General features: G+C 66.2%; 15 protein-coding genes. 7 read left to right on the forward strand and 8 right to left on the reverse strand.

What is annotated here, in order from left to right; genetic code table 11:
• The first annotated feature begins 2 nt into the window (after nucleotides 1-2).
• The 5 genes from BLT66_RS16480 (at nucleotide 3) to BLT66_RS16500 (ending at nucleotide 10,282) form a co-directional block, all read left to right on the forward strand.
• A complete protein-coding gene (locus BLT66_RS16480) occupies nucleotides 3-8,354 on the forward strand; it encodes a glycoside hydrolase family 94 protein (RefSeq protein WP_092759031.1) in 8,352 nt (2,783 codons plus the stop codon).
• A complete protein-coding gene (locus BLT66_RS16485; RefSeq protein WP_092759033.1) occupies nucleotides 8,338-8,913 on the forward strand; it encodes a DUF1003 domain-containing protein in 576 nt (191 codons plus the stop codon). Before BLT66_RS16480 ends, BLT66_RS16485 begins: the two co-directional genes overlap by 17 nt.
• A gap of 197 nt (nucleotides 8,914-9,110) precedes the next feature.
• A complete protein-coding gene (locus BLT66_RS16490; RefSeq protein WP_255406962.1) occupies nucleotides 9,111-9,623 on the forward strand; it encodes a ferritin-like domain-containing protein in 513 nt (170 codons plus the stop codon).
• A gap of 77 nt (nucleotides 9,624-9,700) precedes the next feature.
• Nucleotides 9,701-10,021: a BON domain-containing protein gene (locus BLT66_RS16495; RefSeq protein ID WP_092759038.1), complete on the forward strand. Its 321-nt coding sequence runs from the start codon at nucleotides 9,701-9,703 to the stop codon at nucleotides 10,019-10,021.
• Nucleotides 10,022-10,063: 42 nt separating this feature from the next.
• On the forward strand, nucleotides 10,064-10,282 hold the full coding sequence (locus BLT66_RS16500; protein WP_092759040.1) for a CsbD family protein: 219 nt from the start codon (nucleotides 10,064-10,066) through the stop codon (nucleotides 10,280-10,282).
• Nucleotides 10,283-10,336: 54 nt separating this feature from the next.
• On the opposite strand, the gene BLT66_RS16505 is transcribed toward BLT66_RS16500, so the two are convergent.
• The 6 genes from BLT66_RS16505 to BLT66_RS16530 all read right to left on the reverse strand — a co-directional run bounded on the left by BLT66_RS16505 (nucleotide 10,337) and on the right by BLT66_RS16530 (nucleotide 16,176).
• The gene (locus tag BLT66_RS16505; protein WP_092759042.1) at nucleotides 10,337-11,281 is read right to left on the reverse strand and encodes an ABC transporter ATP-binding protein; all 945 of its coding nucleotides are present in this window, start codon (nucleotides 11,279-11,281) and stop codon (nucleotides 10,337-10,339) included.
• Complete coding sequence (locus BLT66_RS16510; RefSeq protein WP_092759044.1) at nucleotides 11,278-11,922, reverse strand: ABC transporter permease; 645 nt, start codon at nucleotides 11,920-11,922, stop codon at nucleotides 11,278-11,280. Before BLT66_RS16510 ends, BLT66_RS16505 begins: the two co-directional genes overlap by 4 nt.
• 16 nt (nucleotides 11,923-11,938) lie before the next feature.
• Nucleotides 11,939-12,562: an ABC transporter permease gene (locus tag BLT66_RS16515; RefSeq protein ID WP_092759046.1), complete on the reverse strand. Its 624-nt coding sequence runs from the start codon at nucleotides 12,560-12,562 to the stop codon at nucleotides 11,939-11,941.
• 7 nt (nucleotides 12,563-12,569) lie between these two features.
• Complete coding sequence (gene hutH / locus BLT66_RS16520) at nucleotides 12,570-14,093, reverse strand: HAL/PAL/TAL family ammonia-lyase (protein ID WP_092759048.1); 1,524 nt, start codon at nucleotides 14,091-14,093, stop codon at nucleotides 12,570-12,572.
• 7 nt (nucleotides 14,094-14,100) lie between these two features.
• On the reverse strand, nucleotides 14,101-14,982 hold the full coding sequence (locus tag BLT66_RS16525; protein ID WP_092759050.1) for a glycine betaine ABC transporter substrate-binding protein: 882 nt from the start codon (nucleotides 14,980-14,982) through the stop codon (nucleotides 14,101-14,103).
• Between the two features lie 180 nt (nucleotides 14,983-15,162).
• Nucleotides 15,163-16,176, reverse strand: a complete 1,014-nt coding sequence (locus tag BLT66_RS16530; RefSeq protein WP_092759052.1) for an ornithine cyclodeaminase family protein — start codon at nucleotides 16,174-16,176, stop codon at nucleotides 15,163-15,165.
• 156 nt (nucleotides 16,177-16,332) lie between these two features.
• Here BLT66_RS16530 and xth point away from each other — a divergent pair, with 156 nt between their 5' ends.
• Nucleotides 16,333-17,103 carry an exodeoxyribonuclease III gene (gene xth / locus BLT66_RS16535; RefSeq protein WP_092759054.1) on the forward strand — a complete coding sequence of 257 codons (771 nt, stop codon included), beginning with the start codon at nucleotides 16,333-16,335 and terminating at the stop codon, nucleotides 17,101-17,103.
• A gap of 63 nt (nucleotides 17,104-17,166) precedes the next feature.
• Entirely contained in the window at nucleotides 17,167-18,363 is a 1,197-nt protein-coding gene (locus BLT66_RS16540; RefSeq protein ID WP_092759056.1) for a CaiB/BaiF CoA transferase family protein, read from the forward strand.
• 102 nt (nucleotides 18,364-18,465) lie between these two features.
• Here the strand turns inward: BLT66_RS16540 and BLT66_RS16545 are convergent, their stop codons facing one another.
• Both BLT66_RS16545 and BLT66_RS16550 read right to left on the reverse strand, forming a co-directional pair.
• On the reverse strand, nucleotides 18,466-18,723 hold the full coding sequence (locus BLT66_RS16545) for a hypothetical protein (protein WP_092759058.1): 258 nt from the start codon (nucleotides 18,721-18,723) through the stop codon (nucleotides 18,466-18,468).
• Between the two features lie 227 nt (nucleotides 18,724-18,950).
• Nucleotides 18,951-21,620, reverse strand: a complete 2,670-nt coding sequence (locus tag BLT66_RS16550) for an EAL domain-containing protein (RefSeq protein WP_092759060.1) — start codon at nucleotides 21,618-21,620, stop codon at nucleotides 18,951-18,953.
• Between the last annotated feature and the right edge of the window lie 148 nt (nucleotides 21,621-21,768).

Here is a 21,768-nt window from a genome sequence, read left to right on the forward strand (position 1 = left end):
GGATGGCTACATCCGAGCTGCTGCACCTGGTTCCCCGCGCCCCCCAGGCCCTGCGCGAGATTCTGGACGGTGCCCGCGGCCCGGTACAGCCCCCGATCCGGTCGGAAATCTTCGGCCTGCAACGCTTTGCGCAACATGGCCGCAGCCTGGGTGAAACCCACCGTGCGGCCCGGCCCTCCATTGGCGCGGCCCGCTTCTTCCCGCATCTGCGCAGCAATATCGCCACGCTGCGCGAAGCCCACCGCTACATCGGCCTGCAGGCCGCCACAGGCTACGACGTCAGCCCGGCGGCCGAATGGCTGCTGGACAACTTCCACCTGATCGAAGCCCAGCTGGAAGAAATCCACGCCGGGCTGCCGCGCAGCTACTTCCGCGCCCTGCCGGTGCTGCAAGACGAGCCGCTGGCCGGCCTGCCGCGGGTCTACGGCATTGCCTGGGCCTTTGTGGCGCATACCGATGGCGCTTTTTCCGAGCCGCTGCTGGAACAGTTTCTCAGCGCCTACCAGGAGACCCGCGAGCTCAACCTGGCCGAACTTTGGGCCCTGCCCACCACCTTGCGCGTGCTGCTGGTGGAAAACCTGCGCCGCCTGGCCGAACGCGTGGCCACCAACAAGGCTGCCCGCGAGGTGGCCAATCTGTGCTGCGACAACCTGAGCACATACAGCCTGGAGTCGCTGGACCAGTTGCTGGCCCTGATGAACCAGCGCGGCGTGGGCCGCATGTTCCTGACCCGCATGGCGCTGCGCCTGCAGGACAGCCGCGTACCGGTGGATGCACGCTACACCGCCTGGATGCAGGCCGCCCTGCCCGACTTTGCTGCGGCCCAAACCCAGCAGAATGCCGACCAGGCCGCAGACAACCTGAGCGTGAGCAATGCCGTGAAGTCGCTGCGCGCCATCGGCGACGCCGACTGGCCCGACATGGTGGCCCGTACCAGCGTGCTGATGCAGCACATGCTGACCTCCAAAGTTTTTGAAGCCGAACACCCGAGCACCCGCGACCAGACCCTGCACGGCATCGAACGCCTGGCCCGGCGCAGCGGCCACAGCGAAGCCGCAGTGGCGCAAACCCTGCTCGGCCTGATGCATGCCGATGCCGGCGACCAGGGCGTGGCCAGCCACTGGCTGCGCGGCCCGGGCCGGCCGGCCCTGGTCAATGCCCTGGGCCTGCATGAAAACCCCTTATTGCTGCTGTGGCGGGCCCGCAAGCGCCGCGCCGCGCTGCCGGTCTACCTGGGCGCACTGCTGTTCGGCAGCATAGGCTTGGTAGCCTGGATGCTGCCGCACCACACCGCGGGCGGGCCTATGCTCTGGCTGGCCGCCGCGCTGATGCTGTTCCCTGCCTCCGAGGCGGTGGTGGCGGTCATCAACCGGCTGATCAGCGAGTCGGTGCGCCCCCAGCATCTGCCCCGCCTGGGCTTGCTGGACGGCATACCTCCCGCACACCGGGTGCTGGTGGTGGTGCCGGCCATGCTGACCGACACCGCATCCACCCAGGCGCTCGCGCACCGCCTGCATCTGCACCATATTGCCAACCCCGAGCCCTACGCCCAGTTCGCCGTGCTCAGCGACTGGAGCGATGCGGACAGCCAACACACGCCCGAAGACGACGCCCTGCTGGCCACCGCCAGCGCGCAGATCGACGCGCTCAACCTGCGCTACCCCAGCGGCCCAGGGCAACCGCAGCGCTTCATCATGCTGCACCGGGAGCGGACTTTCAGCGATACCGAGCAGCGCTGGATAGGCTGGGAGCGCAAACGCGGCAAGCTGGAGCAGCTGGTACAGGCCCTGGCCACGGGCGAGCACAGCGCCTTTCTAGACCTGGGAGAGAACTCGCGCATCGCCACGCCTACGCCCTACATCGTTACGCTGGACAGCGACACCCAGCTACCACCCGGCCGCCTGCGCGAGCTGGTCGGCGTGGCCGCCCATCCGCACAACCAGCCGCAGCTGGACGCCAGCGGCCGCCGCGTAGTACGCGGCTACGGCATCCTGCAGCCGCATGTGGCGACCCCGCTGCCCGCGCGCAAAGAGGTCACGCTATACCACTGGCTGTTTGCCGGCCAGTGCGGCATCGACCCCTACAGCGCCGCCAGCTCCGAGGTCTACCAAGACTTGTTTTCCGAAGGCACCTTCACCGGCAAGGGCCTGCTGAATGTGCAGGCCATGCACGCCGTGCTGTCGGGCCAGCTGCCCGAAGGCCAGGTGCTGAGCCACGATCTGCTCGAAGGCTCGCTGGCGCGCTGCGCGGCGGTGACCGACATCACGGTGATCGAAGACGCGCCATTCCACGCCGATGTGGCGGCCTCCCGCGTACACCGCTGGACCCGCGGCGACTGGCAGCTGCTGCCCATCCTGCTGCGCCCCGGCCGCTATCCGCTGCGTGCCATCAACCGCTGGAAGATGTTCGACAACCTGCGCCGCTCGTTGGTCGCGCCGATGTCGCTGGCCTTGCTGGTGTTCAGCCTGTGCAGCAGCGTTCTGTCGCCCTGGGCCGCGCTGGTGCTGGTGCTGGCTGCGTTCTCCGCCGGGCCGCTGATGGGCGCGGTGGCGGGCTTTTCGCCCAGCCGCGACGACCTGGCCAAGCGCCATTTCTACCGCCAGGCCGGCGCCGACATGGCGCGTACCCTGTGGGCCGGGCTCTGGCATCTGGCGCAGCTGCTGGTGCAGGCGCTGCTGGCAGTAGACGCGGTGACGCGGGCGCTGTACCGCATGCTGGTTAGCCACCGGCACCTGCTGCAATGGACCACGGCCGCCGCCGCCCAGGCCCAGGCCAAGACCCATCTGCCCGCCCTGCTGCGCGCGCACTGGAGCCTGCCGGTGGTGGGCTTGCTGCTGCTGGCGGCCTTGCTGTACCTGGGCACACCGCACCCGGTGCTGGCCAGCGTGCTGTGCCTGCTGTGGGCGGCATCGCCGGTCTGGACCTGGTGGGCCAGCCGTAGGCACCGGGCGCATGACGGCCCCATCGTACCGGCCGACAAGCTGGCGCTGCTGGAAGGGATTGCACGCGACACCTGGCGCTGGTTCGAGCGCTGCATCTCGCCGCAAGACAACTACCTGCCACCCGACAATTTGCAGGTTCAGCCCTACGACATCGTGGCGCACCGCACCTCGCCGACCAATATCGGCCTGTACCTGCTGAGCGTGGCCTGCGCCCGGCAATTCGGCTGGATCGGCACGCAAGACCTGCTGACCCGGCTGGAGGCGACCTTGGCCACACTAGGCCGCATGCAGCGCCACCGCGGCCACTTCTACAACTGGTACGACACCGAGACCTGCGCGCCGCTGCTGCCGCTGTATGTCTCCACGGTGGACAGCGGCAATCTTTGCGGCCATCTGCTGGCGGCTGCCCAGGCCTGCCAGGAACTGGCTGCCGCGCCCTACGACACCACCGCAGCACGCCGCGCCATCCGCGCAGCCCGCGAGCGCCTGACCCCGTTGCTGGCGGCCCGCAGCAGCCTGCCCGCCGAACAGCGGGCCCAGCTGCGCTGGCGACTGGCCGATCTGCGCGCCACCCGCCGCTCGGCTGCGGCAGATACCCAAGCCCAGGCCGCGCTGATGACAGCCACCACGGCGCAGCGCCTGCTCAGCCTGGCGCAGGCCTTCGAAGCCCTGGCCTGGGAGGCCGACTTCCGCTTCCTGTACCACCGCAAGCGGCATCTGCTGCACATCGGCTACCGGGTGGCCGAGCAGCAGCTGGACGCGGGCTTCTACGATTTGCTGGCCTCCGAATCACGGCTGACCAGCCTGCTGGCAATTGCCAAGGGCGATGTGCCGGTGCGCCACTGGGCCTCGCTGGGCCGGCCGTTTTTTGCAACAGGCGCGGATGCCGGCCTGCGCTCCTGGTCGGGCTCGATGTTCGAATACCTGATGCCCACCCTGGTGCTGGTCGAGCCGCCGGGCAGCGTGCTGCAACAGGCCTGCCGTGCCGCGCTGCAGGAGCAGATGGACTACGCCAAGGCGCACAAGGTGCCCTGGGGGATTTCCGAATCGGCATACGCCGGGCAAGACCACACGCTGGCCTACCAGTACGCGCCGCAAGGCGTGCCGCGGCTGGCGCTGCGCCGCACGCCGGCCGACGAGCTGGTCATCGCCCCCTATGCTACCGGACTTGCAACGCAGGTATCACCTGCACTGGCAGCTACAAACTTTATAGCACTTGAAAAATTCAAGGCTTATGGGCGCTACGGCTTCATCGAGGCGCTGGACTTCACCCCCGCACGGCAGGCCGACGGCGACGCGTTCACGCTGGTAGAAACCTATATGGCGCACCACCAGGGCATGAGCCTGGTGGCGCTGGCCAATGTGCTGCTCGACGGCCCAGCGCAGCGCTGGGGCATGGCGAATGCGCACATCGAAGCCGTGGCCTCGTTGCTGCACGAGCGCGCGCCGCGCGAGGTGTCGGTGCTCAGCGCCCCGCCGGTGGGGCCACCGCCGCAGAGCATGCAACACCGGGCCCCCGGTTTGCTGCGCGACGTGGTGCCTGGCGGTACCGCCGTGGAGCCCACGCATCTGCTGTCCAACGGGCGCTACCACGTGGCCTTGCGGGCCAACGGCGCCGGCTGGAGCCGCTGGGGCAATACCGGGATCACCCGCTGGCGCGACGACGCGCTGCGCGACGCCTACGGCAGCTTCTTCTACCTGCGCTGGGCCCAGCAGCCGCAGCTGGTGTCCACCACCCAGCACCCGGCACCCGACCCGGCCGCCCACTACCACAGCACCTACCATGCCGACCGTGTCTGCTTCGACGCCGAATGGCCGTCGGTGCAGGTGCACACCACGGTCTGGGTCAGCCCCGAGGACGACATCGAGTTCCGCAAAGTGGAGCTGCGCAATATGGGCGACCAGACGCTGGAGATCGAGCTGATTTCGGCCTTTGAAGTGACCTTGTCCGACCCGCGGGCCGACGAATCCCACCCGGCCTTCGCCAACCTGTTTGTGCGTGCCACCTGGCAAGCCGAGGACCAGGCTTTGCTGTTCGAACGCAAGCCCCGCCTGCCTACCGAGCAAGGCATGCAGGCCGCGCACTTTCTGGTCGATACCGGCCCGCAGGTGCAAGGCGTGCGCATCCAAACCGACCGCCAGTTGTGGCTGGGCCGCAACCAGACCAGCAGCCAGCCGCTGGCATCCTTCGACGCCCTGCCCGAGCCCGGCACGCCGCTGGACACCGGCCTTGACCCGGTCTGCGCGATGGCGGTCAAGCTGCTGATTCCGCCGCAGGGCAAGGCCTGGCTGACCTTTGCTACCGCCGCATCGAACCACGACGCCACCCTGCAAGCCGTGATCGACAAATACCGCCAGCCCAGCCACGTCAAGCGGGCATCGCTGATGTCGGCCACGCTGACCGGCATCCGCCTGCGCACCGTCGGCCTGAACCCGGAAAACTTTGCCGCCATCCAGACGCTGACCAGCGCCCTGGTGCTGAGCCTGAGCCGCCCGCAGACCCAGACGGCAGCGGTCAGCGACAAACGTCTGCTGTGGCGCTTCGGCATCTCGGGCGACCGGCCTATCCTGCTGGTCAGCATCGGCGCCATGGAGGGCATGGGTCTGCTGCGGGCCTTGGCCCAGGGGTTGCGCCAATGGTCCTGGGGCGGCGTGGGCTGCGACTTGGTGGTGATCAATTCCGAGCCGGCCTCGTACCTGATGTCTGTGCAGCGCGAGGTGGGCATCCTGCGCGACCGCCATCTGTCCGAGCGCGGCCCAGAATCCGTGCCCACCACCATGTACCTGTTGCGGGTCGAAGAGCTGTCGCCCGACGAGCTCAGCACCCTGCATGCCCAGGCCCGGGTCCGCCTGCAGGCCGATGGGCGGCCGCTGCTGCACCATGTGCAGGCCTGGACTACGCTGCACGAGCAAGCCCAAGAGGCGCGGCAAGCCCTGTCCACCCAGGAAGTGCCACTGCTGCCCCGGCCCAGCGGCCCCGTGTCCGCACCTGCGGGCCTGTTCCAGCCGAACGGCGAATTCCGCTTCAACGTAAGTCCGCAGCTGCGCACCACCCGGCCCTGGACCAATGTGCTGGCCAACCCCGGTTTTGGCGCGCACATCACCGAAGCCGGTGGCGGCTACAGCTGGGGGCGCAACAGCCGTATGAACCAACTCACGGCCTGGTCCAACGACCCGGTGGGCGACACCCCGTCGGAATGGTTTCTGCTGCAGGACTGCAAGACGCTGGAGGTCTGGAGCGTGGCCCCGAATGCCTGGGGCGATCCACTGGCCCAGTACCACGTGTCGCACTGCCAGGGCAGTACCAGCATCCGGCACCGGCGCGGCGATGTCGACGTCAGCGCCACCTGGTGCGTGGACGCCGACACCGCGGTCAAGCAGGTGCGGCTGTACATCATCAACCGCGGCCACCGCAATCTGCAGCTGCGCGTCATCGGCATGGCCGAATGGATGATGGGCGCCAACCGCAGCGACCGCAGCAGCGTGCAGACCGCCGCACTGCAGCAGGACCGCTTCACCGCCCTGCTCTGCACCCAGCGCGAGCGCGCGGCAGGCTTTGGCGAAGGCACGGCTTTCCTGGCCCTGACCCAGCCCAGCGACGACTGGACCTGCGACCGCCGCGAGTGCTTTGACGCCCGCGGCCGGCTGGTGGTGCCCGACCATTTTGGCCACACCAGCGGTGCCGGCCTCGACCCCTGCGCGGCGATCTCCACGCAAATGACACTGGCCGCCGGCGACACCGCCGAGCGGGTGTTCCTGCTGGGCTATGCCGACAACCCGCTGCTGGCCGCGCGCCTGCTGGCCGATGCCACCGCCCTGCCCGCCAGCAAGCGGCTGGAAGCGGTGCACCAGCGCTGGACCCAGTTGCTGGGCGCTACCAGCGTGCAGACACCGGACCCGCTGTTCGACGCCATGGTCAACCACTGGCTGATGTACCAGACCGTGGCCTGCCGCCTGTGGGCCAAAGCCGGCTTCTACCAGGCCGGCGGCGCCACCGGCTTCCGCGACCAGCTGCAGGATTCGATGGCGCTGGCCTGGGCCGCACCCGACATGCTGCGCCAGCAAATCATGGTCTGCGCTTCGCGGCAGTTTGCCGAAGGCGATGTGCAGCACTGGTGGCACGCCCCTACCGGTGCCGGCGTGCGCACCCATTTCTCGGACGATCTGCTGTGGTTGCCGCATGCCTGCGCGCACTATGTGCGCAGCACCGGCGACACCAGTTTGCTGGATGAACCCGTGCCCTTCCTGGAAGGCGCGGCCATTCCCGCCGGTGCAGAAGATGCGTACTACACGCCGGGGACCAGCGCCGAAATGGCCTCGGTCTACGAGCATGCAGCCCGCACCATAGACCGCAGCCTGGCGGTCGGCGTACACGGCCTGCCATTGATGGGCAGCGGCGACTGGAACGACGGCATGAACCGCGTGGGGATCGAAGGGCGCGGCGAATCGGTGTGGCTGGGCTGGTTCATGTGCCAGCTGGTGGCCGACTTTGCACCGCTAGCCCAGGCCCGCGGCGACACCGCACGCGCCCAGGCCTGGGAGCAGGCCGCCGAGGGCTGGAAGCAGGCGCTGATGGGCCCGGCCTGGGACGGCCAGTGGTTCAAGCGTGCCTTCTTTGACGACGGTCAGGCGCTAGGCTCACATGCCAATCCCGAGGCCAAGATCGACCTGATCGCCCAGGCCTGGGCGGTGCTATCCAAGACCGCACCGGTGGCCTCGCAGCGCATGGCGCTGGCGGCGGTAGAAGAACATTTGATCGACCCGGCGGCCGGGCTCATCAAGCTGCTGGACCCACCGCTGGCCCAGGCCGTGCCCAGCGCCGGCTACATCCAGGCCTACCCGCCGGGCGTGCGCGAAAACGGTGGCCAATACTCGCATGCCGGTGTCTGGGCGCTGATGGCGCAGGCCGAGTTTGCCAGGCAGCAGCCTGCATCCAGCGAAGCCCCAGACACCGCCTACCGCTACTTCACCTACCTGAATCCGGCGCACCGGGCCAACAACCCCGCGCAGGCGGCGGTCTACGGCATCGAACCCTATGTGATGGCCGGCGATGTCTACACCCAGCCGCCCTATGTAGGACGCGGCGGCTGGAGCTGGTACACAGGCTCGGCGGCCTGGATGCACCGTGCGGCCATCGAGTCGATCTTTGGCCTGGAGCAAGGCGCCCACACGCTGAGCTTCACACCTTGCCTGCCATCGCATTGGCCGCAGGCCGAGCTGACGCTGCGCCGCGGCGAGCGCAGCATGCGATTCATCCTGGTTCGCGGCAACGCAGAAGCGCCGCTGGCGCAGGGTGCGTCGGTCCAGGCCCAGCTGCTGCTGCCGGGCCAGCCCCTGGCCTGGTCGGAGCTGCCGGTGCAGAGCTGTTTCGTAATTCCCCTGAACGGCGCCTCCGATGAAAAAACCCACTGACGCCGCCGAGAAGCTGCTGGGCCTGCGCTACGAGGCGATGGACGCGCGCACCCAGAAAGTGGCGCGCCATCTGGCCGGGCGCAAGCACATCGCGCGCAACACCGCCACCGATCTGGACGCCGACGATTCACTGGGCGCAAGAGCCGCCGATGCGGTGGCCAGCTTTGGCGGATCGTGGACCTTCATCCTGCTGTTCGCCGCCACCCTGGTGGTCTGGATAGCCACGAACGTACTGCTGCTGGCGCGCTATGACGCGGTGTTTGACCCCTACCCGTTCATTTTGCTGAACCTGTTTTTGTCGATGCTGGCCGCGGTGCAGGCGCCGATCATCCTTATGTCGCAGAACCGGCAGGCGGTGAAGGACAGGCTGCATGCCGAGCACGACTACGAGGTCAACCTCAAGGCCGAACTGGAGATCATGCTGCTGCATGAGAAGCTGGACCAGCTGCGCGAGAACCAGTGGAGCGAGCTACTGGAAATCCAGAAACAGCAACTGGATCTGCTGGCCCACCTGATCGACAAGAACTCGGCTGCACCCGCCACGCCGACCCAGCCTTAGCCCACAAAGGCGCGCGGCATCCTCCTACACGTCGTAGCGGCGGATGCCGATGCCTTCCTACAGCCCCCGGTTTTAAAGTTCAGTCATCGGTTTGTTGCACCCCCGCAGCAGTTGAACCGGATAACCAAGGAACCCCGATGGTCGCTAACAACACAAGCAATAACGTTACGCAAATGCCTACCGCTGAAGGCGAACGCATGGTATTGAATGAAGCGGCACTGGGTGCTGCGCGCCGCAGCCTGGACCAGGGCGCCGTGACGCCCAGCTCCGGCCCCTGGCGCGAAGACATCATCAAGCTGTTGAACGACTCGCTGGCCACCGAACTGGTTTGCGTGCTGCGCTACAAGCGCCATTACTACACCGCCGATGGCGTGCACTCCGTCGGTATCGCCGATGAGTTTCTGGTGCATGCCAACGAAGAGTCGGCCCATGCCGACCGGCTGGCCCAGCGCATTGTGCAGTTGGGTGGCGAACCGGATTTTTCTCCCGACACGCTGACCCAGCGCAGCCATGCGGCTTACGACGATTCGAAAGATCTGAAAGAAATGATCAAGGCCAACCTGGTGGCGGAACGTGTCGCCATCGAAGCCTACAGCCAGATGATCGTGCTGATCGGCGACAAGGATTCGACCACCCGCCGTTTACTGGAAGACATCTTGAGCGACGAGCAAGAACATGCTGACGAGCTCAAGGATTGGCTGGCTGCCTGACCTCGCGTTTCGCCCATGGATGGTGGGGCCTATCACCATCTATTGATTCCCTTTTTTCTTACCAACTGGAGCTAAAAATGAAACTGACTATCCGTAACACCCTCGCCGCTACCGTAACCGCTGTAGCACTGCTGACCATCACCGGCTGTGCCGTGACCCGTGGCCAGGAAACCGTAGGCGCCTACGTCGACGACACCGCCATCACCACCAGCGTGAAGGCCCGCTTCGTTGACAACAAGGAAGTTGATGCATCGGCCATCAGCGTTGAAACCCTGAACGGTACCGTGATGTTGTCCGGTTTTGCCAAGAGCCTGCGCGAAAAGGGCACGGCTGAAAGCATCACCCGCAACGTCAAGGGCGTGAAGGCCGTGAAGAACGAAATCGCCATCCGTCCTTAAACCGGACACCTGATTTTTCAACCGCAAGTAAAGGAGATTTGCATGAACTGGGACACTATCAAAGGCAACTGGAAACAAGCCACAGGTAAAGTCAAAGAGCAGTGGGGCAAGCTGACCGATGACGACCTCGACGTCATCGCCGGCAAGCGCGACCAGCTCGCAGGCAAGATCCAGGAGCGCTACGGTATTGCCAAAGACGAAGCTGAAAAACAGCTGTCCGACTGGGAAAAGAATTCCAAATCAGACACCTGGTTTAAATAAGCCCGCTTCGCCTAGCTAAGAATGCCCCGCCCGTCGCAAGATGGGCGGGGCATTTCAACGTGCGATGCGCGCAGCCTGGCGGATTGCATCCAGACTCACCCGGCCCTGCGGTGCGCCTTGGGCATCGACCACCTGTGCGTCGCCCGTGCCCGCATCCAGCATGGCCGACAGCGCATCGCGCAGCGGCGTTGCGGCCAGCAGCTGGGGGGCGTCCACGGCCGCCAGTCCGTCTTGGGTGTAGGCGCCCACCGTCAACAACGATAGACGCTTCAACGAGCGGTCGCCGCCAACAAAAGCCTGCACAAAGGCATCGGCGGGTTGCGCCAGGATGCGTTCGGGCGTGTCGTACTGCACTACCTTGCCGGCGCGCAAGATGGCAATGCGCGTACCCATGCGTATGGCTTCATCGATGTCGTGGGTCACAAACACAATGGTCTTGCCCAGCTCGCGCAAGATGCGCAAGAACTCGTCTTGTAGGCTCGCGCGGGTGATCGGATCGATGGCACCAAACGGCTCGTCCATCAGCATCACCGGCGGGTCAGCCGCCAGTGCGCGGGCCACGCCAACGCGCTGCTTCTGCCCACCCGACAACTCGCGCGGATAGCGATTACGGTACTGGCCGGGTTCCATGTGCACCAAGGCCAGCAGTTCGTCTACCCGCTTGGCAATCCGCGCCGCATCCCATCCCAGCATCCTGGGCACTGTGGCCACGTTCTCGCCAATGGTCATGTGCGGGAACAGGCCGACTTGCTGGATCACATAGCCGATAGAGCGGCGCAGCTCCACCGCGTCGATCTGCATCACGTCGCGGCCACCGACTTCGATGCGGCCGCTGTCGGGCTCGACCATGCGGTTGATCATGCGCATGGTGGTGGTCTTGCCGCAGCCCGAAGGGCCGATCAGCACACAGATCTCACCGGTCTGCACGGTCAGGGACAAGCGGTCTACCGCATACTGGCCGCTGCTGAATTGCTTGGTAAGGCCTTCAAGTGTGATCATGGTGCGCGAAGCCCTTGGGGAGTCATGCGGCGCTGCAAGGCGCCAAAAAGAAAGTCGCTGGCCAGCGCCAGCAAGGCTACCGGCACGGCACCCACCAGCAGCTGCGGCACCGCCATCATGGCAACGCCGGCGGTAATGAAGTCGCCCAGCCCGCCGCCGCCGATGAAAGCCGCCAGCACCGCGCCCGAGATCACCTGCACCGCGCCCGTGCGCAGGCCGGCAAAGATTACCGGCAGCGCCATCGGCAGCTCTACCTGCCACAGCAAGGCGGAGCGCGTCATGCCCATGCCGATGGCGGCGTCCACCACATCCGCATCCACGCCGCGCATGGCGGTGATGGTGTGCGTGACGATGGGCGGCAAGGCGATCAGGGTCAGGGCAAACAAGGCCGGCGCAAAGCCGGTGCCCAGCAGCGGCATGACCAGCGCCAGCACCGCCAGCGACGGCAGGGTGCGCGCCACATTGGCGATGTTCACCACCGCCAGCGACCAGTTGCTGCGCCGCGCCACGGCAATCCCGGCGGGGATGCTGATGGCGGCCGCCAGAAACAGGGCCGAAGCCGACAGCGTGATATGCACCCACAGCGCCCGGGAGAACTGGGCGGGGTGGGCAAGCAGGTAGTTCCAGGTATCGGCAAGCATGGGCATTCCTAGGGCATCAGGCCGCGTGGCCGGCTTTGAGGCGGCGCTCGACCCAGGCCAGCAGCAGGTCGACGGCCACCGCCAGCGCGCAGGCGGTGAGCGCACCGGCCCAAATCTTGGCCGGGTGGTCGCTGGCGATGCCGTTGAAGATCAGCGTGCCCAAGCCGCCGGCGTTGACATAGGCCGCCACCACGGTGACGCTGATCACCGTCACGGCCGATACGCGCAGACCGGCCACGATCAGCGGCAAGGCCAGCGGCAGCTCGATCTGGCGCAGGATCTGGCGCGGGGCCATGCCCATGCCGCGTGCCGCGTCTATCACCTCGGCAGGCACTTCGCGGATGCCGGTGGCCACGCTGCGGATCAGAATCATCAGCGAAAACGCCACCATGGTAATGATGGCGTTGCTGCGGCCCAGCCCCACCAACGGAATCAAAAAGGCCAGAAAAGCCAGGGTGGGAATGGTGTACAGAAACCCCGACACCGTCATCACCACCCCATACAACCGGGCACGCCGGGCCGCCAGCACGCCGATGGCCAGCGACAAGGCAAAGGCGATCACCAGGGCGGTGAAAGAGATCGCAATATGCTCCCACAGGGCATACAGCACATCGGGCCAGTTACGCAGAAACCATTTCATGGCAATGTCACGCGGCCTTGGCTAGGGATAAGTTGAATAGGTTGAAATGGCCCGCGGCCACCGCCTCATAAACGCTGTCGATGTCCGGACCCAATGGCCGGTCTTCGTCCAGCACCGGCACGATGGCCCGCAGCCGGGTATAGGCCGCCAATGCGCCCTCGCCCATCTCGGCCGTGGCTGTGCCGCGCAGGTCTACCGCCTGGGCTGCGACGAGCAGCTCGATGGCGATCAGGTAGTGCACGCGCTGCAGCAGCTCGCCCAGCTTATCCACCACGGTCCAGGCCATGCAGGCATGGTCTTCCAGGCCCTCGGAGATGGGGATGAAGTCCAGCGAAGCCGGGTTGGCGCGCAGGCGGATCTCGGACCACAGCGCGGTCAGCGTCTTCTGCACCGCGGCAAAGCCGGAATGCGCAGGGCCATGCCGGGTCAGCTGCAATGGCAGATCGGTCAGCGCGGGCGACATGAAGCGCAGGCAGCGCGCCACCGCCATGCTCGAGGTCTGCGCCAGCGCCAGCGCGCAGGCATCGACCGCCAGCGCCAGGGCCGGCAAATGGAAGTTGCCGTTGGACAGCATCAGGCCCTCGTCGGCCAGCACCAGCGGGCTGTCGGCCGCACTGTTCAATTCGACTTCGACCTGGGCCCGGGCCGACTGCACCATGCCCAGCGCCGCACCATGCACCTGGGCCACGACCCGCATCGACACCGGGTCCTGCACCCGGCGGGCCGCCCCCGGCAGCCACAGCGCGCTGCCCTGCAGCAGACTGCGCAACTGGCTCGCCACCTCGATCTGGCCTGTGGCTGGCCGGGCCGCCACGGCCGTGGCGTGCAGCGGTGACAGATTGGCCCGAAAGCCTTCAAAACCCAGCGCAATCGCCGCCAGCCAGCTGTGCAGCGCCGCACTCACATCGTGCAGCACCAGGGCTGCCCGCGCCGTGGTGGCGGCATTCGCGCTGATTAACGCCAGGCCGTCCTTGGCGCCCAGTACCGCCGGCTGCAGGCCGGCGCGTTGCAAGGCTATCGTGCCCGGCAGCACATCGCCCTGACATTCGGCCTGGCCCTCGCCGAACAAGGGCAAGGCCAGGTGCGACAGCTGGGGTAGATCGGCCACGCTGATGGACCCCATACGGGGCACCTGCGGATGGACCTGGTGGTTGAGCAAGTCGATACAGGCGTCCAGCACCGCTGGCGATATGCCCGAGCCACCCCGCGCCAGGCCGGCAATCCGGGCGAACTGCATGGCGCGCACGGTGGCAGTATCCCAGACCGGCCCCACGCCGACCGCCCGGGCCCGCACGGCACGGCGCTGGTAGGCTTCTAGATCACCATCGGCCAGCACCGCGCCGGTGTTCGCGCCCAGGGCCGAGTTCAGGCCGTAGACCGGCTGGCCCGATGCGGCCAGGCGCTCGACCACCTGGCGCGCGGCCACCACCCGGGCCCGCGCGCCCGCGGCCAGTGCCACCGGCTCGCGTCCGCGCGCGACCCGTACCAGGTCATCGATGCCCAGCCACTGTTCGCCAACCTCGCATGCCATGGCCGACTTACTTGACCAGGCCCTTGGCCTTCAGGAAGTCGTGGGCCACGTCCTTGGGTTCGAGCTTTTCGCCGTCGACCTGGTAGTTCATCTGGGCCATGCTGGTTTCGTCCAGCAGCGCGCTCACGCGGTTCAGCACTTCGCCTACCTTGGGGTTGGCGTCCAGCGCTTCGCGGCGGATCACCGGCACCACGTAATACGGCGGCCACAGGCTCTTGTCGTCGCGCAGGCGCTTGAGCTTCATGGCGCTGATCAGGCCGTCGGTGGCATAGCCGTTGACGACCTGGATCTGGTCGTTCTTCAGCGCCTGGTAGCGCAGGCCGATGGCCATTTGCAGGTCTTCGCCGAACACCATGTCGTACTTGGCTTTCAGGCCAGGCAGGCCGTCCTTGCGGTCACGGAACTCGGGGCCGGCGCCGATCTTCAGCTCCTTGGCCACCTTGGTCAGGTCGGACAGGGTTTCCAGCTTGTACTTCTGCGCGGTCTCAGGCCGCACCACCATCACATAGCCGTTGTTCAGGTTCGACTGATTGAGCAGCACAAAGCCCATCTTGGCGTAAGCGTCCTTGACCTTGTCGTACACCGCCTTGGGGTCGGTCATGGGCTCGGCCTTCAACACCGCCAGCAGCATGGTGCCGGTGTACTCGGGGTAGAAGTCGATCTGCTTCTCCTCCATGGCTTTTTGCGCGATCAGCGTGCCGCCCAGGTTGAGCTTCTTCTCAGTCTTGATGCCCGCGGCCTCCAAGGCCTGGGCGTAGATTTCCGCCAGCACAAACTGTTCGGTGAAGTTCTTCGAGCCCACGCGCAGCGCCTGCTGGGCCTGGGACGCGAGCGGCAGCACGGCGGCCAGCGCCCATGCAGAGACAGCCAAAAGTTTCTTCAATCGCATGGTGAACTCCAGAAAAAAATGAGAACAGAAAAAACGCGAATCCTACCGACACATCCAGCCAATCTGGCCTCGTCTTAAGTTGAAAAATCAACTTGTATATACAACATCATGATAAGCACGCAAGCAGAGTTCATGCCAAATTCAGCACCGCAGCGCCAAACACCGGGTCGCCGCGATGGCCTAGCGGAAGCGCAGGCGCTGGCCCAGGCCCAGGCGCTGGGCTTTTTCCAGCATGAAGGCGCCCAGTGCAATGTCGGACAGCGACAGCCCGCGGTGCCAGAACAGATTGGTCTCCTCGTCGCTTTCGCGGCCCGGCTTCAGCCCGGCGACGATCTGGCCGAGTTCTGCATGCAGAGTCTGCTCCGACAACTTGCCCGCGTCTACATGGGCGCGCAGCGCGCCCAGCGGCCCGGCCTTGGCCTGGCCCCAGTCGTCCATCACCATCTTGTCCATGATGTCGGTCAGCGACAGCTCGACCGCGCTCATGGTGCCGTAGGGAATCACACAAGCGCCCGGCTTGATCCACTCGGTCTTCAGCAGGGGCTCGGGCTTTTCCAGGCGCGAGGCCTCGACCACGATGTCGGCGCCGCGCACGCAGGATTCCCAGTCGGTGGTGACGGTGATCTTCTTGCCCAGGTCTTTTTCCAGCTTGGCAGCAAACGCGTTGCGGCTCTCAGGCCGGCGCGAATGCACGCGGATCTCGTCGAAGTCGTAGATCGAATCCAGCAGCCGCACATTCCAGTACGAGGTGCCACGCGCGCCGATGTGGCCCAGGATCTTCGAGTTCTTGCGCGCCAGGTGCTTGGCGCCCAGGGCGGTGATGGCGCCGGTGCGCATATCGGTCAGGTCCGAGGCATCGATGATGGCGATAGGCGAGCCGTTCTTGGGGTCGAACAAATTCAGCACCGCCAGCTCGGACGGCAGGCCGATCTCGTAGTTGCGGTAGAAGTCGCCCACCACCTTCACCCCGGCAAGGCCCATGGGGCGGATGTAGCCGCGCAACACATTGAAGTGGCCGGGGTAATCCTTCTCGGGCACCAGATGCATGCGCGGCTCGATGGTGGTTTGCTGGTTGCCCTGGGCATGCAAGGCCTGCTCCACGGCGGCCAGGATTTCCGCATCTGTCAGGGCCAGGGCCTGCACGTCGGGATGGTTCAGATAGGTCAGGTAAATTTCGGCGGTGCTATCGGACATGGGGAGGGGCTTTCCAGATCGGGCGGTGGGTGCTGGGCCGTGCACGGACGGGCCGCGCAAATCATAGCTGTATAGACAACCAGAATCAACGCCGCTGGCCCGGCGTAGGGCCGCCCCCTAAAATCCCGGCTCTTCCACCTGCCTTACTGAGCCCCCATGCAACTTGCTACCTGGAACGTCAACTCCCTCACCGTGCGCCTGCCCCAAGTCCTGGACTGGCTGGCCGCCAACCCGGTCGATGTGCTGGTGCTGCAGGAAACCAAGATGACCGACGACAAATTTCCGCACGCGGCCTTTGCCGCCGCCGGTTACCAGGCGCAGTGGTTCGGCCAGAAGACCTATAACGGCGTGGCCTTGCTCAGCAAGACCGAAGCCACCGAGGTGGTGAAGAACATCCCCGGCTTCAGCGACGAGCTGGCCCGGGTGATCACCGGCACGGTGAACGGCGTGCGCGTGATCGGCGCCTACTTCCCCAACGGCCAGGCGCCGGGCACCGAGAAGTTTGAGTACAAGATGTACTGGCTGAAAGCCCTGCGCGACTGGATCAAGACCGAGCTGCTGACCTACCCGCAACTGGTGCTGATGGGCGACTACAACATCACCTTCGACGACCTGGACGTATGGGACCCGGTGGGCCTGAAGGACACCATCCACTGCACCGACGAAGAGCGCTACCACCTGCAAGCCCTGGTGGCGCTGGGCCTGACCGACACGCACCGCATGTTCCCCCAGCCGGACAAATGCTATTCGTGGTGGGACTACCGCGACTTCGGCTTCCGCCGCAACCGCGGCATGCGCATCGACCACATCCTGGTCAGCCCGGCCTTGAAGCCGCTGGTGACGGCCTGCGTGATCGACACGCTGCCGCGCAAGAACGAGCGGCCCAGCGACCATGCGCCGGTCGTCATCACCCTCGGATCACTATAGTTTTAATAGCTGGTTGCGCAGCTACTCCCTGCGCTAGCGGCCTATTTTTTATAAATTTCAGCCATGAGCACACCGCAGGCCCTGCAAGGCGTCAAAGTCATAGAAATGGGCCAGCTGATCGCCGGACCGTTTGCCGCCAAGACCCTCGGCGACTTTGGCGCCGATGTCATCAAAATCGAACCTCCCGGTAGTGGCGACCCGCTGCGCAACTGGCGCATGGTGCAGAACGGTACCTCGGTCTGGTGGCAGGTGCAGTCGCGCAACAAGCGCTCCATCGCGCTGAACCTGCGCAGCGCTGAGGGCCAGGACATCGCCCGCAAACTGATCGCCGAAGCCGATGTGCTGGTGGAGAACTTCCGCCCCGGCACGCTGGAAGCCTGGGGCCTGGGTTGGGACGCACTGCATGCGCTGAATCCCGGTCTGGTGATGCTGCGCATCAGCGGCTACGGCCAAACCGGCCCGTACCGCGACCGGCCCGGCTTCGGCGTGGTGGGCGAGGCCATGGGCGGGCTGCGCCACTTGACCGGCGAACCGGGCCGCGTGCCGGTGCGCGTTGGCGTGTCGATTGGCGACACGCTGGCCGCACTGCATGGATGCATCGGCGTGCTGGCCGCCCTGCACCACCGCAAGGCCAACGGTGGCCTGGGCCAGATGGTCGACGTGGCGCTGCACGAGGCGGTGTTCAATGTGATGGAAAGCCTGATCCCCGAGTACAGCGCGTTCGGCGCGGTGCGCGAGCCGGCCGGTAGCGCCCTGCCCGGCATCACGCCCAGCAATGCCTACCACTGCACCGACGGCTGCGTGCTGGTGGCCGGCAATGGCGACAGCATCTTCAAGCGCCTGATGCTGGCCATAGACCGGCCCGATCTGGCTAACGCGCCGGACCTGGCGGTGAACGCCGGGCGCAACCAGCGCGCCGCCGAGCTGGATGCCGCCATCGGCAGTTGGACGGCCAGCCATACGGTCGAGGAAGTCATCACCACCCTGCTGGCCGCCGACGTGCCGGTGGGCCGCGTCTACACCGCCAAAGACATTGCCGAAGACCCGCACTACCGCGCGCGCGACATGCTGCTGCAGCAGACCACGCGCGATGGCGATACCCTGGAAGTGCCGGGCATCGTGCCCAAGCTGTCGGCCACGCCCGGCGCGATCCGCAGCGCGGCGCCGCACCTGGGCGGCGACACCGACGCGGTGCTGCGCGGCATGGGCTTGACCGATGTGCAGATCGCCACGCTGCGCGCGCAGGGCGTGGTGGCCTGAGCCACAGCGCCACAGCAGTACCACGTCGTAAGCAGAAAACGCAGGCGCAAAAAAACGGAGGCTGAATGGCTTCAGCCTCCGTTCTTCAACTACGCACCGGGTTTATTTGGCGGCGGAGGCAGCGGGAGCTGCTGGCGTAGCGGGGGTCGCTGGAGTGGCGGCAGCCTTGTCTACCTTCTTGGCGGCGGGCTTTTTGGCCACATGCTTTTTCACCGGTGTCTTGGCGTGCGATGCAGCATCTGCGGGTGCAGCGGCCGCAGGCGCGGCAGCGTCTTTGGTGGCAGCAGGTGCCTGGGCAAACGAAGCTGCGGCCAGGGTGGAAATCAGGGCAGCGACGAAAAGAGACTTGATCGTGGTCATGGCAAATAATCCTTGTTGGCAACAGTCGCAGTGGGCTCCGACTTCGTCGAGCAAGTCCGATACATATTCAGACCTGTACCCACAACGCCTGCTGGAATTGCGCGTTGACCATCTATACATTTCTTTATACAAATGCAGCCCAACAGGCCTGCAGCGCAGGTTATTCCTGCACAGCCTGCTATCAAAACAATAACAAGCCGCACTATGCGGCGCAGCGACGTGAAGGTCTAGGCGGCCTTCACCTCGTCTATAGAAGCCGGCTGCACACTGGCCCGCACAAAGGCTTCAAACGCGTCCACCGGCACCGGCCGGCTGAACAGATAACCCTGGTAGACATGGCAGTGGCAGCGTGCCAAAAAGTCTTTTTGCGCCTCGGTTTCCACGCCTTCGGCCAGCACCTCCAGGCCCAGGTTGTGCGCGAGTCCGACGACGGTGCGCACGATGGCCGCATCGCTGGGGTCGACCAGCACATCGCGCACAAACGACTGGTCAATCTTCAGCTCGTCCAAGGGCAACCGCTTGAGGTAGGACAGCGATGAATAGCCGGTGCCGAAATCGTCCAGCGCAAAGCGGATGCCGTGCGCGCCCAGGGCCGCCATCTTCTCCACCATGTCGTCCAGGTTGTCGGCCAGCATGCTTTCGGTCAGCTCCAGCTTGAGCCGCCGCGGATTGGCGCCGCTGCTGTGCAGCAGGGCCAGCACGCCGCTGGCAAAGTCCGGGTCGCGGAACTGGCGGGCGCTGACGTTCACCGCCAGCACCAACCGGCCCAGCACCGGGTCCTGGGCCCAGGCCACCAACTGGGCACAGGCGGTCTGCAGCACCCAGCGGCCCAGGGGCAGGATGTGGCCGGTCTCCTCGGCCAGCGGGATGAAGTGCACCGGCGGCACCATGCCGCGCGTGGGGTGCGGCCAGCGCAGCAAGGCCTCGGCCCCGGTGACCCGGCCTTGCGCGTCCACCTGCGGCTGGTAGTGCAGCAGGAACTGGCCGAGCGCCAGGCCTTGGCGCAGGTCGGCCTCCAGCCCGGCGCGCGCATTCACCACGGCCTGCATCGCCGGGTCGAAGAAGCGCAGGCCGTCGCGTCCCTCGGCCTTGGCCTGGTACATGGCCATGTCGGCCTGCTTGAGCAGCTCTTCGGCCGGCGTGCCCTGGCCGCTGTACATGGCGATGCCGACGCTGGCCGTGCTGTTGTAGTCCAGGTTGCCCAAGCGGTACGGCTGGTGCAGCTGGGCCACGATCTTCTCGCTCACGGCTTTCACATGCGCGGCCGCATGGGCCGGTGCGGCGTCCAGGTCTTCCAGCACCACCAGGAACTCGTCGCCGCCGAGGCGGGCCACGGTATCGCGGTCGCGCACGCAGATCTGCAGGCGCTGCGCCACCTGCTGCAGCAGCAGATCGCCTTTTTCATGGCCCTGGGTGTCGTTCAGGGTTTTGAAGTGGTCCAGGTCGATGAACAGCAGCGCCCCGGTGCGCTTGTTGCGCTCGCTAGCGGCCAGTGCGCGCTGCAGCCGGTCCATCAGCAGGCGCCGGTTCGGCAAGTGGGTCAGCGGGTCGAAGAAGGCCAGCTGGCGGATCTGCTCCTCGGCGGCCTTGCGCTGGGTGATATCGACCAAGGTGGCGATGTAGTGGCTGACCTCGCCCGCCTCGTCGTGCACCGCGTTGATGGTGACCCACTGCGGAAACTCCTCGCCATTCTTGCGCCGGCTCCAGATCTCGCCCGCCCATTGGCCCTGGCTGCGCAAGGCCTGCTGCAGCAGCTGGAAGCTGGTGGCGCTGTCGGGCCCGGCCTGCAGCAGCGCCAGAGTCTGTCCCACGGCTTCAGCATCGGTATAGCCCATGCTCTGGGTGAAGGCCCGGTTGGCGCGCAGGATAACCTGCTGCGGATCGGTCACCAGCATGCCTTCGCGGGATTCGAACGCGGTGGCGGCGATGCGCAGCTCGGCCTCGGCACGCACCCGGGCCGACAGATCGATGTCGATGCAGAACATCTCCGCCGGCCGGCCGCGCGCCTGCACATAGGCGTGGCTGGAGAACACCGGCACCGGGCTGCCATCTTTGTGCAACAGCAGCAGCTCGCCGGCCGGAATCGCCTGGCGGGTGCGGAACATCTGCTCCATCGCCTGGCGCACGCCTTCGCGCATGTCCGGCGGGATGATCAGGTCGCGCAGATTGCGGCCCAGCGCTTCCTCGGCGCTGAAGCCGTACAGCTGCTCGGAGGCCTTGTTCCAGTAGCGGGTGGTGCCGTCGGGCGCATAGGCCTGGACCGACACGGCTGGAATGTCCTGCAGCAGGCTGCGAAAGCGCGCCTCGGACTCGCGCAGCGCCAGGTCGATGGCGTCGCGCCGCTGGCCCTCTTGCAGCACGCTGCCCAGCAACAAGGTGGCCGGCGTGAAGATCAGCACCAGAGACAAAGCCATGGGCGTCCACTGGGCGGCGGGGATGGGCTCGGGCAGCAAGGCCAGGCAAGCCAGGTGGATCCACTGCAGCAGCATGCCAAAAGCCAGCAGCGGCAGCGCGCCCAGGGTGGCCCAGCCGCGGGCCACAGCGGCCCGGTACAGCAGGCCCAGGGTGGTACAGGTTGCCGCCAAGGCCAGGCCCGCCAGCATGTCGGCGTGGCCCAGCCACAGGCTGTAGCCACCGGCCAACAGGGCCGCAATACCACCCACCAGCGGGCCGCCGAACAGGCCGGCAATGCCCAGCACCACCGAACGCCCGTCCAGGGCCACGCCGGGCATGTCGTTGAACGGGTCCATCATGCCCAGGATGCAGACGCCGCCGAACAGCAAACCGCTGGCCCACTGGCCGGCCCGCCGGTGTTCGGTCCACAGGCGTAGATGCAGGCATTGCAATACGCCCAGCACGAGCATCCAAGCCACGTCCTGGGCCAGGTGAAGCACCATGGCGGACCCTCCCCGTGCGCCCCCTGGCAGCGGCCGTGCGGCCGGGCTACAGAGGTCAAGCTAAGGCGCAGTACGCGCGGGCCAAGGGGGCTGGCTCAGCGTGTCGGGCACCTTTGTTACAACTCGGGATGACTTTAGTACGCTTTAC

Source organism: Rhodoferax sp. OV413, assembly GCF_900104385.1.
GTDB lineage: Bacteria > Pseudomonadota > Gammaproteobacteria > Burkholderiales > Burkholderiaceae_C > Rhodoferax_B.

Excerpts from the sequence above, each read along its gene's own strand:
- BLT66_RS16495 (WP_092759038.1), top strand. The coding sequence starts at position 9,701 with ATGAAACTGACTATCCGTAACACCCTCGCCGCTACCGTAACCGCTGTA.
- BLT66_RS16490 (WP_255406962.1), top strand. The coding sequence starts at position 9,111 with ATGGTATTGAATGAAGCGGCACTGGGTGCTGCGCGCCGCAGCCTGGAC.
- xth (WP_092759054.1), top strand. The coding sequence starts at position 16,333 with ATGCAACTTGCTACCTGGAACGTCAACTCCCTCACCGTGCGCCTGCCC.
- BLT66_RS16515 (WP_092759046.1), bottom strand. The coding sequence starts at position 12,562 with ATGAAATGGTTTCTGCGTAACTGGCCCGATGTGCTGTATGCCCTGTGG.
- BLT66_RS16505 (WP_092759042.1), bottom strand. The coding sequence starts at position 11,281 with ATGATCACACTTGAAGGCCTTACCAAGCAATTCAGCAGCGGCCAGTAT.
- BLT66_RS16540 (WP_092759056.1), top strand. The coding sequence starts at position 17,167 with ATGAGCACACCGCAGGCCCTGCAAGGCGTCAAAGTCATAGAAATGGGC.
- BLT66_RS16510 (WP_092759044.1), bottom strand. The coding sequence starts at position 11,922 with ATGCTTGCCGATACCTGGAACTACCTGCTTGCCCACCCCGCCCAGTTC.
- BLT66_RS16545 (WP_092759058.1), bottom strand. The coding sequence starts at position 18,723 with ATGACCACGATCAAGTCTCTTTTCGTCGCTGCCCTGATTTCCACCCTG.
- hutH (WP_092759048.1), bottom strand. The coding sequence starts at position 14,093 with ATGGCATGCGAGGTTGGCGAACAGTGGCTGGGCATCGATGACCTGGTA.
- BLT66_RS16480 (WP_092759031.1), top strand. The coding sequence starts at position 3 with ATGGCTACATCCGAGCTGCTGCACCTGGTTCCCCGCGCCCCCCAGGCC.
- BLT66_RS16500 (WP_092759040.1), top strand. The coding sequence starts at position 10,064 with ATGAACTGGGACACTATCAAAGGCAACTGGAAACAAGCCACAGGTAAA.
- BLT66_RS16525 (WP_092759050.1), bottom strand. The coding sequence starts at position 14,982 with ATGCGATTGAAGAAACTTTTGGCTGTCTCTGCATGGGCGCTGGCCGCC.
- BLT66_RS16550 (WP_092759060.1), bottom strand. The coding sequence starts at position 21,620 with ATGGTGCTTCACCTGGCCCAGGACGTGGCTTGGATGCTCGTGCTGGGC.
- BLT66_RS16530 (WP_092759052.1), bottom strand. The coding sequence starts at position 16,176 with ATGTCCGATAGCACCGCCGAAATTTACCTGACCTATCTGAACCATCCC.
- BLT66_RS16485 (WP_092759033.1), top strand. The coding sequence starts at position 8,338 with ATGAAAAAACCCACTGACGCCGCCGAGAAGCTGCTGGGCCTGCGCTAC.